This window comes from Geodermatophilus sp. URMC 62, assembly GCF_052931475.1.
Genome location: NZ_JBRFHY010000001.1, coordinates 3,746,799 through 3,763,642, shown reverse-complemented (window position 1 = coordinate 3,763,642; position 16,844 = coordinate 3,746,799). Strand labels below are relative to the sequence as shown.

Genomic DNA, 16,844 nt, shown 5'->3' with positions numbered 1-16,844 from the left:
CATCCTCTGCCGGACCCCACGCCCCTGTGCAGCGACGTCGTCGTCCAGCCACTGACCTGCTCATTCAGCGTTCAGCAAAGCTCTTCCGCGCAAATCGGTTGAGAAGACCTCACTGAGGTTTTCTCACCTGGTTCCGCGGTCGAGTGAGGTGAGCACCAATGCGGCAGCTGCGATTGCGCCGATGCGGTGCGGGCTGACGGTGACCCGGTCGAGGGCGCGCCAGCGGCCGAGCAGGGCGTGACCGCGTTCGGTGGGCGCGCGCAGCGCGATGATCAGGGAGTTGTAGCAGCGGTTGTCGGTGTGCAGCGGCCCGTCAGGCTGGTGCTTGACCGGCACGTGCACGCCGATGCCGGCGCCGGTGTAGCCCTTGTCGGCCAGCACGGGCAGCCCCCGGGCGGCGTGCGGATACAGCGCCGGCAGCACCAGCTCGCGGGCCGCGGTCAGATCGTGGGTCGAGCCGGGGCGGACGTCAGAGACCCACAGCGGAAAGCCGCTGGGGTCGCACAGGACCTGCACGCTGCCGCCGAAGGCATGGTGCTTGCCGGAGTACCACAGGTGATGGCCGCGCTCGGCGCGGACGGCAACCCGGTCGGTGGGGACCAGGGTGCCGTCCAGACACACGAAGGACAGCCCGGCGGCGTGGGCGCGGTTCAGGACGTCGTCGAGCTCAGGAGCGCGCGTGGCGATCACATCCAGCGCCTCGTGCAGATAGCGGTAGGCGGTGGCGATGCTCAGCCCGGCCTGGCGAGCGAGCGTGCGTAGGTCCAGTCGGTGGCGCAGCCAACGCAGCGCGAGGACGACCTGGACGTGCACCGTGCCCGCCCGCTGCGCCGGGCGGGATCCGGGCCGCCGACGGTGCTGGGCGATCCAGCCGGTCACCGCCTTCAACACCGCGGTGGACACATCCAGGCTGGCACGATGAGACACAGCGGGCTCCCGGGGAAGTGGAGATCGGCCTTTGGCGAGACGATCTTCATCCCGGGAGCCCGCGCCCTCCTCCACAACCTCGACTGCGACCAGCGACGACGCCAATCAGGCCGTCAAGCCTGGTGAGAAAACCTCACTGAGCCATTCCCAGTAACGGCTCGGTCGGCTTGGTGATCATGTGGTCCGGTCGTGTTCGTGGTGAAGTAGGACGAGGGCTGTGAACCGTCCCCGGTCTCGTAGCGGGTCTGAATCCACGGGAGAGTGGAGTCGTGCCCGCACCGAGGAAGTACCCCGACGAGCTGCGCGAGCGAGCGATCCGCTTCGCCTGCGACCTCATCGACGGTCCGGAGAAGCTGAGCGTCAACGCCGCCTGCCGCCGGGTCGGTGAGCAGCTTGGCCCAGCCGATCCCCGTGGAGAGCACGAAGGCGATGCCCTCGAGCACCTCACGGTCCGAGGTGCGGGGTCGGCCGGTCCGGCCGTGGATGGCCGGCTTGCGGGGTGGGATCAGCGGCTCGACCAGCGCCCACAGCTCGTCACTGATCAGCCGCGGCGGCGGGGAAGACGCCGACGACGACATGCCCCGCACCCTGGGACAACCGGCTATGACTGGCCAGGGACCGAAGGCTTACTTCCGCAACGTCTTCCTAGTGCTCCGTAACGAACGCGCTTGATGTTTTGCGGCGTCGCGGGTCGGTGGCCTTGGCGATGACGGTGTCGGGGTCCTTGGTCCAGGTGAACGGACGGCAGCGGTCGTTCCAGGCCGTGATGAAGCGCTCGATGGCGGCGATGAGGTCGGCGACGGTGGGGAAGTTGCCGCGGCGCAGGGCCTGCCGGGTGATGATCGAGAAGAACGCCTCCACCAAGTTCAGCCACGACCCGGAGGTCGGGGTGAAGTGCAGCTGCACCCGGGGATGCCGGTCCAGCCAGGCGCGCACCGCCGGGTGCTTGTGGGTGGCCAGATTGTCGACCACCACGTGCAGCTCGCGGCGGGGATAGGCGGCGGCGACCTGCTTGAGAAATGCCAGGAACTCCTGGTGCCGGTGCCGGTCGGTGCAGGCCTCGGTGACCTTGCCGGTGGCCACCTCGAGTGCGGCGAACAGCGTGGTGGTGCCGTGCCGGACGTAATCGAAGGTCTGCCGTTCGGGATGCCCGGGCCGCACCGGCAGCACCGGCGCGGTGCGTTCCAGCGCCTGGGTCTGGGGCTTCTCGTCCACGCAGAGCACTACCGCCTTCTCCGGCGGATGCAGGTACAAGCCGACGACGTCGCGGATCTTGACCTCAAGTTCGGGATCGGTGGAGAACTTGAACGTCTCGGACCGCCAGGGCTGAATGCCGAAGCGGTGCCAGATCCGGGCGATGGTGGTGTGCGCGATCGGGGTGCCCTCGCCGGCCAGTGCGGTGGCCAGTAGCCGGGAGGACCAGTGGGTCGCCCCGAACTGATCCGGGGGGTCGGTCAGCGTCAGCTCCAGCACCCGATCACGCAGTGCCTCAGGTAGCTGGGCCGGCTTGCCCGGCCGCGGCAGGTCGGCCAGGCCGGCCAGCCCGGACTCGGCATAGCGCCGCCGCCAGGTCACCACCGTCGGCTCGACGCAGCCGACCCACGTGGCGATCTGCTTGCCCGGCACCTCGTCGGCGGCCAGCAGCACGATCCGGGCCCGCTCGACCACCCGTGCCGGTGCGCCCTTGTCCCGAACCCGCCGCGTGAGCTCCCGCCGATCGCCCTCCGGTACCTGCACCAGCCGCACGTGCGCGGCCATGCGAAATGGTCACCCTGGCCGTGAGATCACATCAAGGAGCACCGCGACGGAGCACTAGGCCCTGTTTGAGAAGTCGCTCGGGGGCCGGGGGCGGCGTGTCGGTGCCGGAGAAAAGGCGAGGTCTCCGGTAGAGGGATCAACGACCAAGAAGACCCTCACCACGGAGACCTCGTGGACGGCACCCTACCCGCCGGTGCCCGCCATGACCTGACCGACGAGCAGTGGGCGATCCTCGCCGCGCTGCTGGAGTCGCTGCTCCCGGTCGGCAGGAAGCCCGGCAGACCCCGGAAATGGACCCTGCGCCAGCTCGTCGACGGCATCCGCTTCCGCACCCGGACCGGCTGTCCCTGGCGGGACGTGCCCGAGCGCTACGGCACCTGGCAGAGCATCTACGGCCTGTTCCGCGCCTGGCAGCTGGCCGGCCGATGGCCCGCGATCCTCACCGGACTACGGGCGCTGGGCGAGGAGGCCGGAGGAATCGAGTGGGTGGTGTCGGTGGACTCCACGGTCAACCGGGCGCATCAGCACGCCGCCGGCGCCCGCCGCCATCCCGAAGCCCAACGCACTCCGCCGGCCGGGGAGCCGCCCGATCACACGCTGGGCCGCTCCCGCGGTGGCTTGTCGACGAAGGTGCACCTGGCCGTCGAGGCCGGCCGCAAGACGCTGGCCACCGCGCTCACCCCCGGGCAGGCGGCCGACAGCCCGCAGTTCACCACCGTGCTCGAGCGGATCCGGGTGCCACACCGCACCGGTCCGGGTCGCCCGCGCACCCGACCGGATCGGGTGCTGGCCGACAAGGCCTACTCCAGCCGGGCCAACCGCGCCTATCTGCGCCGCCGCGGCATCCCGGCGACCATCCCGGTCAAGGCCGACCAGCAGGCCAACCGGCGCAAGAAGGGCTCCGTCGGCGGTCGACCGCCGACGTTCGACCCGGCCCGCTACCGGCAGCGGCATGCCGTCGAATGCGGCATCAACCTGCACAAACAGCACCGCGGCTTCGCCACCCGCTACGACAAGCTCGCCGTCCGCTACGAGGCCACCGTCCAGATCAGCGACATCGACATCTGGCTGCGCGACCTTTCAAACAGGGCCTAGCAGGTGCAGCAGCACGCGCGGCTGACCGACCGCCCGCGGCAGCGGGTAGTCGGGGCCTGCGCACGGCCGCTAATCGCTGGGGCGCTCGTCCCCGTCCTGGTCGTCGTCCCCGTCCTGGTCGTCTGCACCGCGGTTGTAGCCGGTTGGGTCGGTGATCTCGGCCGGCTCGGTGGCCAGGGGTGCGCTGGTCAGCTGCGGCCTCGGGTCGGGCACCGCGGGGTCGTCTTCGGCGGTTGGGTAGTCGACGCCGGCCCGCTCGAACGGATCCGGATCGGCCGCCGTCGTCGGTGGGGACGGGTTCGGCGCAGGCTGCTCGGGGTCGGGCACCGCAACGGTGGTCGGCATCGGGCTCGGTGTCGGGACGGATGTCGGCGCGGGAGGCGCCGTGATCGGGGCAGGAACCGGCTGCGGCACCGGCGCAGCAGTCAGCGACGGCGGGGCGAGAACCACCGAGCCGGGACTTGCTGGGCCAGGCTCGGGCGACGGCGACGGGGCGGCCGGCGCAGGACCCGGATCCTGCACGCCGGTCGGAGACGATGACTCGGACACCGGCGCACCGACCGATGACGTACCGACCGGCGGCTGCTCCGCCGAGGGCGCCGCGGGTCGCTGCGCTGCCGTGGGCGACTCAGGATCGGTGGCCCTCGTCGCCTGCTCACCACCCGTCGGCTCACCGGTTCCGATCGGCACGTTCTCTGATTCCGGCGCTCCCGCAGCCGGAGTGCTCACGCTCTCCCGGCCGGCGCTCGGCTGCGGGGCATCTGTCCGGTCGCCCGGCGGATGCTCCGCCTCGTTCAGGGGTCTTGTCGCCGACGCATCGTCAACGCCACCACGGTTCGCGAACAGCGCCGTCGCCGCGGCCAGCCCCACCAACATCACCACCACGACCAGCGTGCGCAGCACTCGGTCTCGACGCGTCCCGACCAGCGGCGGGCGAAACGTCGGGCACGGGCAACGCCCGCAGCGGTCAGCGCCGCGCAGGTGTTCATGAGCCCTCAGCGAGTGACCGCACCGGCACGCCCGCGGAGTCATACCGCCGCCCTGGCCTGCTCGAGCAGCTCCTGCTCCTGCTCGGCTATCTCCAGCCGGGAGCAAGCAGTCTGCACCGTCGAACCACGGGCCCTGTGCCGGTTCGTCCTCATGCGGCTGGTCCTCTCCGGGGCTCCTGTTACGCAGGCTCACCGCGCACAGGCAAGCAGGGGGTGCGCCGCGACCTCACTCGCCAGTGAAGCAACTCCAGGCTTCATCCGCTCCCCAGTCTGTCGTCCAGCCACCGCCCCCGCTGAACCGCCCCGGCGCGTCCGGAGACTCTGGTGTGCCCCCCTGTTTCCCGAAGCCGGGTTACTGGATTCTGAGGCCTCCCGAGTTCCGGGGAGGGCCGCATGGGGCGGCGTGGATATCCGACGGAGTTCCGCCGCAAGGTGCTGGATCTGGTCGAGTCCGGTCGTCCGGTCGTCGACGTGGCCAAGGCGCTGGGCATCAGCGACCAGACGATCTATACCTGGCGTCGCCAGGACCGTATCGACCGGGGCCTCGAGCCGGGGCTGACATCCGGGGAGCGGTCCGAGCTGGCGGCCGCCAAGCAGCGGATTACGGCCTTGGAGGCCAAGTTGGCCGTGCACCGGAGGGCCCCGGGGGACGTGACCCCTGATCTTGGACACGCTGAACCCAGGCTTGGCCTGGAGGAAGAGAGAAGCTCAGACGGTGGCGAGGAAGACGTACTCTGAGGAGTTCCGCCGCGATGCGGTGAAGCTGTATCGGATGACTCTGGGGGCGACGGTCGTGGGGATCGCCGCGGACCTGGGGATCATGGGCGGGACGCTGTCGGCGTGGCTGAAGGCAGCCGGGGTGCAGGTGCACCGCGTGCTGGTGGACGGTCTGGAACACCAGCGCCGGGCGGTGAGACAGCCGAGCAGGAGCTTGCGCGGCTGCGGTCGCGGATCGCGGAACTGGAGGCTGACGCGGAAGCTGAACAGCGAGCGGGACATCCTCCGGGCGGCGGCCAGGTATTTCGCCGGGGAGACGCGCTGGTGACCCGCTTCCAGTTCGTCGCCGACCACCGGAAACGCTCTGGCCGAGTCGTTCAACGCCACGCTCAAGCGCGAGACGCTGGCCGGCGCCGCCGGCTGGGACAGCCCGGCCGAGGCCCGATGGACGGTGTTCGGCGTCGCTCGCTACAACACCCGCCGCCGGCACTCCGCCTGCGGCCAGATCAGCCCCAACGACTACGAGGCCGGCCGGGCTCCGGCTACGCTGCCAACCGCGGCATGGGACACCCCACGCGTGTCCAAGATCAGGGGTCAAGGCCCACCGGATCGCCCCGCTGTAGTGAGCCGGCCACGCCTGCGTGCAACGTCACTGTCTGCGGGATGCGGCGGGGCCGGATGGTCGGCTGAGCCACGCGCGGCGGCCGAACCGATGGAAGGTCCCACCGTCTTGGCGGCCGGAGTCAAAGGTGCAACCGGTTGAAGGACGTGCAACATTTGCCTCATCCGAAAAGGAAGTGACGTGTGCAATAGCGCTAGTCACTCGGGCAGGTTGCGCTTGCATTGCAAGTGCAGCTTGTGCTTGCGCACAGCTCGCTCGTTGGATCGAGTCACCTGGAGGGAGTCATGAAGCGCGCTACGCGACTGTCGCGCCGGTGGTCGATTGTCCTGGCTACCGTCGCTTTGGTCGTGCTGAGCGCTGGTGTCCTCGCGGTGGCGAATCGTCCTTCCCCCGAGAGTCTTAACGCGGCAGAATTGCCTGATCCGAGTGATCCGCGCCTGTCGCTGACGGTGGACGCGGAACGCAAGCAGCGCGCCGCCCAGATCACCTCGACCTTCGAGAACTCGACGCTTGAGCTGCAGTACGACTATGTCGAAAACATCGGGGACGGACGTGGCCTCACAGCCGGCAGAGCTGGCTTCACTTCCGCAACTGGTGATCTCCTCCTCCTGATCCGGCGATACACCGAGCTCAGGCCCGGCAATGCTCTGGCGCCATACCTCCCGGCTCTAGAGGCCGTCAACGGCACGGACTCGATGATGGGCCTTGGTGGCTTCGCCGATGCTTGGGCCGAGGTCGCCGCGAACCCCGACTTTCGAAGTCTGCAGGATCAGGTGGTGGACGAGCTGTACTTCTTCCCAGCCATGACGATGGCCGCAGACCTGGGACTCAAGACACCGCTGGGTCAGATGATCATGTGGGACACGATGATCCAGCACGGAGCCGGTGGCAACAATGGCACTCGGGCAATCATCGAGGAGACCCAGGAAAACGCGGGACCGATCGGTCAGGACGAATCTGCCTGGCTTGACGCCTTTCTCGACGCTCGACTGCGCCACCTCCTCAACATGTACCGGGGCACGACCGAGGACGCCGACGTGTCCTCTGAATCCCGTATCGAAGCGCTGCGGTCGCTGTTGTGGGCACCGAACCTGGCTCTTGAGCCGCCGCTGACCTGGGAGGTGTACGGCGACAGGTTCGAATTGACTGCCCGTGACGATTAGCAGGCTTGCGACGGTGTTGAGCGGTATGACCGATAATCGCGGACGTTCAAATCCCCTGGGCAGTCGAGAGTGTGGGTCAAGGGGTTCATTCGGCGGGTTCCTCAGTCACTGATGGGTTCGTCGTCGTCGCCTCCGGTGCCGAGGTGGTCGTGGACGACGGCGCAGGCGCGGGTGCAGGAGCGGGCGTGGATGACGGCGTTGCCTGTGGCGTGGACGACGGCGCAGGCGCGGGTGCAGGAGCGGGCGTGGATGACGGCGTTGCCTGTGGCGTGGACGACGGCGCAGGCGCGGGTGCAGGAGCGGGCGTGGATGACGGCGTTGCCTGTGGCGTGGACGACGGCGCAGGCGCGGGTGCAGGAGCGGGCGTGGATGACGGCGTTGCCTGTGGCGTGGACGACGGCGCAGGCGCAGACGAGGGCGTTGCCTGTGGCGTTGCCTGTGGCGTTGCCTGTGGCGTTGCCTGTGGCGTTGCCTGTGGCGTTGCCTGTGGCGTTGCCTGTGGCGTTGCCTGTGGCGTTGCCTGTGGCGTTGCCTGTGGCGTTGCCTGTGGCGTTGCCTGTGGCGTTGCCTGTGGCGTTGCCTGTGGCGTGGGCGTGGGCGCGGGCGCAAGGGCGGGCGTGGATGACGGCGCGGGCGCAGCCGCAGACGTCGCCTGTGGCGTGGACGACGGCGCAGGCGCGTCGTCGAGTCCTGCTTGGGTGGGCTCGTCGCTGACGTCTTCGGGTGTGGCAGAAGCGTCGGGGACAGCAGCGTCTGCTTCCACTGCAAACGAGTCTTGCTCCACTGCAGATGAGTCATCGTCACCCGGCCGGCTGGTCTGATCGGTGTCTGAGACGGCGGTGGGCGCCGGCTCCGAGACGGTCTCCTCGGTATCGCTTCGGAGCACCGTGCCCACCCGGGGAGCGGGCGGTTGTTCACCGAGCGCTGTGATGGGGGTCTGTCCTCGCTCGGTGGTCTGCGGTGCGACCCCGCTGCGGTCGCTGGTGGTCCAGAGCAGTGTGAGGACCGCGGCGAGGCCGGCCATGAGCAGGGCGCCGGTCAGGCCCCACCGGGGCAGCGTGGGGTGCCTCTGCGGGGATCCGCCGTTGCGCCGGGCAAGCGTGCCCGAGGTCATGGCTCCGTTCTCAGGCAGCGTGCGGGGCCAGGGGTTGAGGCGTGGAGTCCGGCGTGCGGCGACGTCTTCGACCCAGCCGACCGCCACGACCGCCAGGGCGATCACCACGAGAGTGAGGAGGAAGTGGCTCAGGCCTGCCGTGAGGGCGCTGGAAGTGACGAAGCTCGGCATCCATTCGCTGCTGACCAGTACGCCGGCGGCGAAGATGGCGACGTTGCCCCACAGGTAGATGGTCATCGCCCGCGAGTTGATGACGGCGATCAGCTTGTCCAGGAACGGACGGCGCTGCAGCCACTGGAAGGAGGGATAGAAGCGCAGCAGCAGGAGGACGAAGCCCAGGCAGTACAGCGCCTGACCAAGGGTGTCGTCGTCCAGCGCCCAACTCGCTCGGGTAGCGGTCCACCAGGTGCCGATGGCGATCAGCGCCAGGGAGGTGGGGATGACCCATCGCAGTGATAGGTGACGCAGTGTTCCGTCGTGGTGCGCGAATCCCAGCATCCAGCACGCACCGAACGTCGCCATGGTCGCGACGATCGCGCTGGACGGCGAACCCTGCAGACTGAGATCCGCCAGGCCCAGCCCGCTGAGCACCGCCACGATCAGCGGCACCGACATCGTCCGCTTCGGCCAGCGCCGGAACATGAACAGCGCCGCCGGCGAGAGCAGCAGGAACCAGAAGTAGGCCCGGATGTACCACAGCGGGGTGGTGAACCGATAACCCCAGTCACTTGCTCCGGGATCGCCCAGCGGCACCACCCAGTGCAGCAGCGCCCACGCGTCGAGCGGGACGCCCCCCTCATCGGCTACCGCGACCCAGCCATGGACGATCATGATTGGGACCAGGACGATGCCGAGCATCCACAGTGGCGGGAGCAGGCGCCGCGCCCGCTTTCCCAGGACCTTCCACGGATCATGGTTCGCCCGGTCCAGGGACGCCGCGACGAGTCCTCCGGCGAGGGCGAACATGATCCCCATGGACGGGAAGAGGAACGGCAGCCAGGCGAACCCGAAGGTGTGGTAGACGATGACCCGGAGCAGGGCGCCGGCCCGCAGCGTGTCGATGTAGCGGTCACGACGTGCGCCGGCACCGGGGTTCTTCCGCGACCGAGACGATGATCGCTCGTCAGCGACAGTACCCATGGGTGCGTGGTCTGGACGATCCAGCGGAGGGACCGTCGAGTGCGTGCTGGTGGTCACCTGTTCTGTGCTTCCTGGAGGGCGCGGACGGCGCTCGACTGCCGCTCGATCGGGATGTGGTCGGCGTGGTGCGTGCCGTGCACGTCGGCGACCGCGTCCATCACGCCGGTGCGCTGGAGCTTGTTCCACCCGAGCTTGACGCCACGAATGGCCAGGTAGGCGGACGTGTACAGCAGATAGGCGCGTAGTGGCTCGTGCACCACCCGGTAGACGGGGACCATCAATAGGTTCGCCCACCGCTCCCGCATCAGAACGACCGCGACCGCCGCGACGAGCAGGTGCAACGCCAAGAACAGCGAGAAGTAGAGACCCACGGTGCCCCAGCCGGAGTTCTGCACCGCCAAGACGCCCATCACCGCGATGAACGGCAGGAACACGATCGGGATCAGAACCGAGACCACCATGTAGGGCAGCACGGCCATCCCGAGCCATCCGTACTGCCGGCGCAGCAGCATGTCGCGGTGCTTGAAGATCGCCTGCAGCGTGCCGAAAGTCCACCGGATGCGCTGCGCCAGCAGGGCGTCGACGTGGTCGGGAGCCTCGGTGTAGGCCAGCGCCCGGTCGTCCTGGCTGACCCGCCAGCGCGCGTGGTGCAACGACAGGGTCAGGTCACAGTCCTCGGCCAACGTGGCGTGGGAGTAGCCGCCAACCTCCACCACCGCCGCCTTGCGCCAGGCCGCGCAGGCGCCGGGAACGATGGACACCGCCCCCAGCTGGGCATAGGCCGAGCGCTCGATGCCGATCTGCGTCAAGTACTCGAGAGCTTGCCAGCGGGTGAGCAGGTTGCGCTTGCGGTTGCCGACCCGAACGACCCCGGCGACCGCACCCAGGCGGCCATCGGGGTCCGCCGCGAACTGACGGACCAGATGGGTCACGGTGTCCGGGGTGAAGATCGTGTCGGCGTCCAGGGTGACCAGGATGTCTCCCCGCGCCTCGGCGGTGCCGTTGTTCAGAGCGGCCCACTTACCACGGTTGGGCTGGCTGATCAGACGAATGCGCGGATCGCGCAGCATCATCGCTTCCACCTCGGCCGCCGTGCCGTCCGTGGACCCGTCGTTGATCACCAGCAGCTCGATGAACGGGTAGTGCGAGTCGAGCAGCGTCTCCAGCGTTCGCCGGATCACCTTCTCCTCGTTGTAAGCCGCGATGACGATGCTGACCGGCAGCACGGTGACGTTGGCGTCAAAGCGGGCCTGAGCGCGACGACGCGTGATCGCCATCGCCGCGTTGAAGACGCTGATTGCACCCACGAGGGCCAACGCGAAGACGAACAGGAAATGCATCACCCGGTTTGGCCAGACGTAGATCAACTGCGCGAGGGTCACCGTGGCTCGATCCCAGATCGACGGCGTGATCGTCTGCGTCGAGTCCTGCAGGACGGGCTGAATCTGCGGCATCGTCTGGAAGGTGTAGCCGGCCGTTCGAGCCGCGGGGATCAGCCGGGTCTCCACGTACTCGATGGTTGCCGCACGGTTCTCGGCGCCGCCGTCATGCATCAGAACGGTGATGTTGCGGCCGTCGAACTCCGGCAGCGGGATGTCGGCGGCCGCAGTTCGCGCCTCGCTCGAGCCATAGCTCCAGTCCAGCGTCTCGAAGTCATAGCCGGACAGGTGGTAGCCCAGCTGCTGGGCACGCAGGATGCCCAGGGTGTTCTTGCTGACCTCTTCGCTAGTGGTGCCTCCGTACGGCAGCCGAAACGACGTCGTCGCCTGCCCGGTCAGCGACCGGATGATCCGATCAGTCTGAACGAGCTCTTCCCGCGCTCGAAAGGCACTGACGTCATTGAGATCGGCGTGCGTCAGCGTGTGATTGCCGACCGCATGACCTTCGCGAACCATTCGCTGAAGGATCTCGGCATGCTGCACGGCCATGCTGCCCGTGATGAAGAAAGTGGCCGGCACCTTCTGGGCCGACAAGACGTTCAGCAGCTGCGGGGTGCTGATCGGATGCGGACCATCATCGAAGGTCAGCGAGATTGTCTTGGTGGCACCGGCCGCGTAGCCATACCGCTGGATCACGTACTCGGCGGCGCCAGCGGCGTCGGCCTGCTCGACTGTGAGCGGCACCACCTCGCCGCTGAAGGGGTCCCTGCCGACGACTTCCTCCCCGCGGTCAATCTGCAACACTCGCAGCATCGGCCCCTCGCCGATCACATCCAGCGGCCGCTCACCCGGCCCGGGCGCGATGTCGTCAACCACCACCGCTGCCGCCGCGGGCGGTGCCGCCGGGGCCTCGTGGAGCCGGAACCCGCCGTAGATCGCTACCGCGACGAACAGGAGGATGATCGGCAAGCCCAGCGCCAGCAACGTCCGCCACCGGCGCCCCGACGGATCGAGGAACACCGAAGCCCCGGCCGTCGTGCTCACCGCATCCGTAGCCGCACGCCTGACAGCCGAACGGCCACGCAAAGCCAACGACCTACCCCCCATGATCTTGGTGACTCCTCGTGCCGGGCATCCACCATGTTCACATGTTCGCCACGGTATTTGAACCGGCCCGAGATGAAATCTCCCTTACAGAAGTTCACTTATTGTTAGAGGTCAAGCGCGCTGAGTGATTGACTCGGACTGCCAGCAATGACTCCGCGATTCGGCCCTCAAGATTGAGGCGTCGATCCGCTATCCACGAGATTGGGCCGGCGTAGGTGTCCGGTTAGCCCTTGCGGCGGGGGATGACGCCCTGTTCGCGCACCTTTCCGCTGACAGATTGTTACTGCGCCTTAGCCGACTTCGTGACAGATGTCACCGCTCTCGGGCGAGTTGACCTGGCCACACTTGCAGGACCGAAATGGGGTGACGGAAGCGGGCATTGAGCGCCTCGTCTGACAGCTCATGTCAGGACAACTGGGAGCTGGCGATAGCAGATCAGGGCGCGGGCCAGCTGGCGCAGACCGAGGTGGAGGTCGACGCGGTGTTCATAGCACGTCCGTGGTCGTCTGACAGCGGTGTGCTGGTTGTTTGACGGTGCGCGGGTAACGGAGTAGTCCACCCGGCATGCGGGCGTACTCGACGGATCTGCGTGAGCGCGTGGTGGCCGCCGTCGATGGCGGCATGACGTCGGAACAGGCTGCGACGGTGTTCAGGATGTCGGTGCGGACCGTGGAGCGGTATCTGCAACGCCGACGGGCCACCGGCAGCCTGGCGCCGACCCAGCAGCGGCACGGACCGGCGCCGGCGAAGAAGACCCGGCTGCAGGCCTGGCTGCCGGCCCGGCTGCAACAGGCTGCGGACGCCACCTTGGCCGAGCACGCCGCCGCGTTCACCCAGAGCACCGGGGTGACGGTGTCGCTGGCGACGATGTCCCGCACGATCGGCGCGCTGCCCGCCGACGACCCCGGCCAGGCAGTGACTGCGCGGGGGCGGGCGCGGCGGCCGGGCCGGCCGGTGAAGTCAAAAGCCTGAGCGCCACCGAGCGCGAGGAGACCGCGCGCGCCCGGTGGCGCACCGACATGGCCGCCACCGACCCGGCCAAGCTGGTGTTCGTCGATGAGTGCGGCACCCACACTTCGATGACCCGCCGCCGGGCCCGCGCGCCCCGCGGCACCCGGGCGGTCGGGGCGGTGCCCCGCAATCGGGGGCCGGTGACCACCCTGCTGGCCGGGTTGTCGCTAACCGGAATGACGCCGGCGATGACGGTGGAGGGCGGCACCGACACCGCGGTGTTCGCCACCTTCCTCGAGCGGGTGCTGGCCCCGGCCCTGCGCCCGGGACAGGTGGTGGTGGTCGACAACGTCGGCGCGCACAAGCCCGACCGGATGCGCGCGCTGGTCGAGGCCGCCGGCTGCCGGCTGGTGTTCCTACCCACCTACTCGCCGGACTTCTCGCCGGTCGAGGAGGCGACCAGCAAACTTAAGACACTCATCCGGGCCGCTGGCGCCCGCAGCCGACAAGCCCTGGACGCCGCGATTGCTGCCGCGCTGAGGGCGGTCACGACCGCTGATGCCGCCGGTTGGTTCGCCCATGCCGGCTACCCGGCCCGACAAGCTGCCTGAACACCGCTGTGACAGCGTGCGGCCTGGCCAAGCCGCAGGCGGAGAGGGGCTCGCGGGGCCGCCGGTGAGGCCAGCCGCGTCTCCGGCGGATCGGCGGTACGGCCTCGACCAGCCCAATCAGCTGGGCGGCTCATGGGGGTTGCCACCGGTCAGCGTCACTGCCGGTGGGATCCTGCGGGCGTTGAGGATCAGGCGGTGCGTGGCCCCGGGCGGCTGGTCAGAAGTCTGAGTCCATGTGACTCAACAGGGTCGGCGCGTCCCAGGTGGGGGGCGGCATGATGCGGCGGATGGTCAGCAGTGGCTGTGCGGTGTCCTGGGGGTCGGAAAGCTGGAAGGCCGCCCGGTACCCGGCGGCGGTGACGTGGGCAAGGGCTTCCTGCGACCAGACCCCGAAGGGATAGGCCAGCAGGTCCACCGGGTGGCCCAGGATCTCGGCCAGTTGGGTCCGCGGCTGGTCCAGCTGGATCGCCCACTGGTCGCCGGTGAGCCGGTCGACCCGCTGGTGGTCCCAGGTGTGTGCGCCGATGGTCATGCCGGCCCGGTCCAGGTCATGGAGCTGGTCGCTGCTGAGCCAGTCCGGCTTGTCCAGGACGACGGTCATCGGGAAGAAGGTGGCCGGGAAACCGAAGTCGGTGAGCGCGGGCAGGGCCACCGAGTGGTGGGTCGCCGACCCGTCGTCGAAGGTCAACAGCACCGGGCGCTCGGGCAGGGGGGTTCCGTACTGCAGGTGGTCGACGAGCGCGGCGGCGGTGACCGGGGTGTACCCGCCGTCGCGCAACGCCTGCAACTGGGCGGTGAACACCGGTGGCGGCGTGATCATCGTGCGGGCGTAGGCGCTGTCGTCGGCGCGGAACTCCCTCAGCTGGTGGAAGCACAGCACCGGCACCGTGGAGCGGGCGATGACCTCACCCGGCGTCCCGGGGGTCGGCGGAGCGCTGGTGGACGGCGGGGCGCCGGACGTCGCAACCAAGGCCGACGGGGCGCTGGAGGTCGCCGCGGTCGTGGTAGCAGGGGCGGAGTGGGTGCAGCCGGTCAGCACCACTGCACCGGCCATGGTGAGGAACTGCCGTCGGCGCATGGCCTCAGCGTCGTGGTGAACCGTTCCGGCTCGCAAGCAGCCGCACTGCCGGGGTGGGACGATCCGGGTGGTTCGACGGTGAGGTGATCTGCCTGGATGTCGGATCGACGATGCGTGCGCGCCTACTGGTAGGTGACCAGTTGCGGATTGGGCTGGACCCCGGCGATGGTCTGCTCAGGGGTCAGTGTCGGGGAGTCCTCGTCATAGAAGTTCTTCCATCCCCAGGACAGCGGTGCGGGGGCGTCCTGGTGCAGTACCTGCCAGGTGTCCTGCTTCATCGGTTGGGTGCCCTGCCCGTCGGCGTGGACCATGATCGCCAACTCCTCGCGGGAGGTGTCCAGCCGCTCGCGGTCGACGATCATGCGTACCTGGAACTGGTGCAGCACAAGCAGCTTCTGGGGCAGCGCCCGGTCGCGGGTGAGGTCGGCCAGCCAGGTGACCACCTGGTTGACCTCCTCGATGCCGACCTGCCCGATCTGGGTGAGGTGCACCTGGTCCGGCCGCAGTCGCCACTCCGGATCCAGGGCGAGACCGACGTGCGGCAGCTCCAGCAGCGGCTCATACAGCCGGGCCTGGGTGAGGAAGTCGGTGCGGCCCGGTTGGAGGTCCAGCACGACGTAGACCCCGGCCTGCCCTGCCGCCTCCACCCACGGCCGCAGCGTCTCGACGTCGGACTCGGCCGAGTAGTCGCCGTCGGAGCCGGCGGCCGACGAGGCGACCGTGGCGATGATCTCGAAGGCCGGCACGACGGTGGCATCCACCAGCTCCTGGTAGGGCGCCGCGGTATCCCGGGCCCGCTGGATGCTCTCCGGCAGCCCCTGCTCCCCGAGCACGCCGAGGGCACCGGTGCCCGGGGTGCCGTAGAGCGCGACCATCATGTGCTGGGGAAAGAGCAACTGGCCGCCGCCGGGCAGCTGAGCTCCCCCGACCGCCGTCCGCAGCTTCCAGTTCAGCCCCTGCACACCGGCGAAGTCGGCGCCCAGCGCGACGACTGTGTCGGGGCGGTCCTGTGACAGCGCGGTCACCACGTCGGCCGAGCCGCGCGGGTCGGTCTGTCCGCCGGTCAGCCGGACGTCCGCGCCGGCGGCCCGGGCGGTGGCGATACCGGCCAGCGACTCCGGGCTGCCCGAGGCCAGCACCATCGTGCCGGTCAGTGGATCGCCGCGGTCCACCTGCGGCACGGTCGCATCCCCGTCCTCCGCGCCGTTCTGCGCGCCGTTCTGCGCGGTGGACGACGAGCCCGACCCGCCGACGTCGACGGGCCGCAGCGCGGCCGGGTGCTGGGGGTCCAGCGCCGCGACCGCCGCCGGGCCGCCGTCGGCGGGCACCGGGTCGGCGTCGGCCAGGTCCAGCCCGGTGGCCGCCTCGACCGCCGCGCTGTCGGCGGCAACGGCAACGACCTCCCGGCCGCCCTCCGGAAACGACGTCGCCGCGGCTCCGGTCTCGCCCACGACGAGGACCACGGTGGTGCCCAGACGGTCCAGTTCGGCGCCGACCACCTCACCGGCGCCGCCGCCGGCCGGCTGCACCAGTAGCGGCACGCCCAGGCCCACGGCCGCCGCGGAGCCGAGCAGCGCCGCGGCGTCGTCGCCGTCGCGGGCCACGACCGCGACCGTCGACCGGTCGAACAGCGCCCGGCTGACCGAGACCGCCGAGGCCACCGGATCGGCGTCGGCCACCAGCGTCAAGGCGGAGTCCGGCGCCGAGGTCACCGACTCAGCCCGCTGCTCGGCGGAATCGGCGACACCGCCGGTACAGCCTGTGGCCAACAGCAACAGCCCAACGGGGATCGGGACGACCAGCTTGCGCATACGACTCCCACGTCCAAGGCACCAACCCGCCGACGAGGACGGACCGCTCGAGGAAGAGCACCCCGGCGGCCTTAGCCGCTCCAGGCATCTCCATTCCGCTGCATGCGCTCCTCCGCCCGGCAGACGACCAAGCCCGACGACGACGTCCACAACAGCTAGGGAAACCCTATCGGCGCACGCGCCAGGGCTGGTGCCGCCGCGCCGAACTCCCAACCGGTCGATGAACACCAGCCGGTGCCGGGCACTGGCCCCGATCACCCGCCGGCGTGGCCGATCGGCCAGGCGCGCGTCCTGGCGCGCCTGCCAGCGCGGCCCAGCTCGGGGCCACCAGCTCCGCGAGGACCTGCGGGACAGTCCGGTCACTCGACGATTAGCGACCGCG

The 16,844-nt window shown here is 69.4% G+C and carries 13 protein-coding genes and 2 pseudogenes; 7 read left to right on the top strand and 8 right to left on the bottom strand.

The genetic code is table 11. The annotated features are described in order from the left end of the window. Window positions 1–123: 123 nt before the first annotated feature. From ACU616_RS18295 to ACU616_RS18285, 3 genes and pseudogenes are all read right to left on the bottom strand, one after another. Window positions 124–927, bottom strand: coding sequence for a transposase family protein (locus tag ACU616_RS18295; RefSeq protein WP_446756502.1), 804 nt, complete (start codon window positions 925–927; stop codon window positions 124–126). A 389-nt stretch (window positions 928–1,316) separates the two neighbouring features. Next, a pseudogene (locus ACU616_RS18290) lies at window positions 1,317–1,505 on the bottom strand (transposase); the annotation flags it as partial. 67 nt (window positions 1,506–1,572) lie between these two features. After that, the gene (locus ACU616_RS18285; RefSeq protein ID WP_446759846.1) at window positions 1,573–2,685 is read right to left on the bottom strand and encodes an IS630 family transposase; all 1,113 of its coding nucleotides are present in this window, start codon (window positions 2,683–2,685) and stop codon (window positions 1,573–1,575) included. A 171-nt stretch (window positions 2,686–2,856) separates the two neighbouring features. Between ACU616_RS18285 and ACU616_RS18280 the strand changes: the two genes are divergently transcribed. Next, window positions 2,857–3,780 (top strand): IS5 family transposase, encoded by a 924-nt coding sequence (locus ACU616_RS18280; RefSeq protein ID WP_446759551.1) that lies wholly within the window; start codon window positions 2,857–2,859, stop codon window positions 3,778–3,780. A gap of 69 nt (window positions 3,781–3,849) precedes the next feature. Here the strand turns inward: ACU616_RS18280 and ACU616_RS18275 are convergent, their stop codons facing one another. After that, the gene (locus ACU616_RS18275) at window positions 3,850–4,683 is read right to left on the bottom strand and encodes a hypothetical protein (RefSeq protein WP_446759845.1); all 834 of its coding nucleotides are present in this window, start codon (window positions 4,681–4,683) and stop codon (window positions 3,850–3,852) included. 479 nt (window positions 4,684–5,162) lie between these two features. On the opposite strand from ACU616_RS18275, the gene ACU616_RS18270 reads away from it, so the two are divergent. The 4 genes and pseudogenes from ACU616_RS18270 (at window position 5,163) to ACU616_RS18255 (ending at window position 7,271) form a co-directional block, all read left to right on the top strand. Further along, window positions 5,163–5,507, top strand: a complete 345-nt coding sequence (locus ACU616_RS18270; RefSeq protein WP_446759844.1) for a transposase — start codon at window positions 5,163–5,165, stop codon at window positions 5,505–5,507. Then, on the top strand, window positions 5,485–5,814 hold the full coding sequence (locus tag ACU616_RS18265) for a transposase (RefSeq protein WP_446759843.1): 330 nt from the start codon (window positions 5,485–5,487) through the stop codon (window positions 5,812–5,814). Before ACU616_RS18270 ends, ACU616_RS18265 begins: the two co-directional genes overlap by 23 nt. Window positions 5,815–5,844: 30 nt before the next feature. Continuing rightward, window positions 5,845–6,048, top strand: a pseudogene (locus ACU616_RS18260) (integrase core domain-containing protein); the annotation flags it as partial. Window positions 6,049–6,392: 344 nt separating this feature from the next. Further along, the gene (locus tag ACU616_RS18255) at window positions 6,393–7,271 is read left to right on the top strand and encodes a chitosanase (RefSeq protein ID WP_446759842.1); all 879 of its coding nucleotides are present in this window, start codon (window positions 6,393–6,395) and stop codon (window positions 7,269–7,271) included. Between the two features lie 85 nt (window positions 7,272–7,356). Here ACU616_RS18255 and ACU616_RS18250 read toward each other — a convergent pair whose 3' ends face one another. Then, entirely contained in the window at window positions 7,357–9,582 is a 2,226-nt protein-coding gene (locus ACU616_RS18250; protein ID WP_446759841.1) for an acyltransferase family protein, read from the bottom strand. Then, window positions 9,579–11,948: a glycosyltransferase gene (locus ACU616_RS18245; RefSeq protein WP_446759840.1), complete on the bottom strand. Its 2,370-nt coding sequence runs from the start codon at window positions 11,946–11,948 to the stop codon at window positions 9,579–9,581. The genes ACU616_RS18250 and ACU616_RS18245 overlap by 4 nt, the downstream gene beginning before the upstream one ends. A 627-nt stretch (window positions 11,949–12,575) precedes the next feature. On the opposite strand from ACU616_RS18245, the gene ACU616_RS18240 reads away from it, so the two are divergent. Together ACU616_RS18240 and ACU616_RS18235 are read left to right on the top strand one after the other, a co-directional pair. Further along, on the top strand, window positions 12,576–12,983 hold the full coding sequence (locus ACU616_RS18240; protein ID WP_446759839.1) for an IS630 transposase-related protein: 408 nt from the start codon (window positions 12,576–12,578) through the stop codon (window positions 12,981–12,983). After that, window positions 12,980–13,573 carry an IS630 family transposase gene (locus ACU616_RS18235; RefSeq protein ID WP_446761498.1) on the top strand — a complete coding sequence of 198 codons (594 nt, stop codon included), beginning with the start codon at window positions 12,980–12,982 and terminating at the stop codon, window positions 13,571–13,573. The genes ACU616_RS18240 and ACU616_RS18235 overlap by 4 nt, the downstream gene beginning before the upstream one ends. A 217-nt stretch (window positions 13,574–13,790) precedes the next feature. Here the strand turns inward: ACU616_RS18235 and ACU616_RS18230 are convergent, their stop codons facing one another. Beyond that, a complete protein-coding gene (locus ACU616_RS18230; RefSeq protein WP_446759838.1) occupies window positions 13,791–14,651 on the bottom strand; it encodes a polysaccharide deacetylase family protein in 861 nt (286 codons plus the stop codon). A gap of 122 nt (window positions 14,652–14,773) precedes the next feature. Beyond that, on the bottom strand, window positions 14,774–16,363 hold the full coding sequence (locus ACU616_RS18225; RefSeq protein WP_446759837.1) for a hypothetical protein: 1,590 nt from the start codon (window positions 16,361–16,363) through the stop codon (window positions 14,774–14,776). Between the last annotated feature and the right edge of the window lie 481 nt (window positions 16,364–16,844).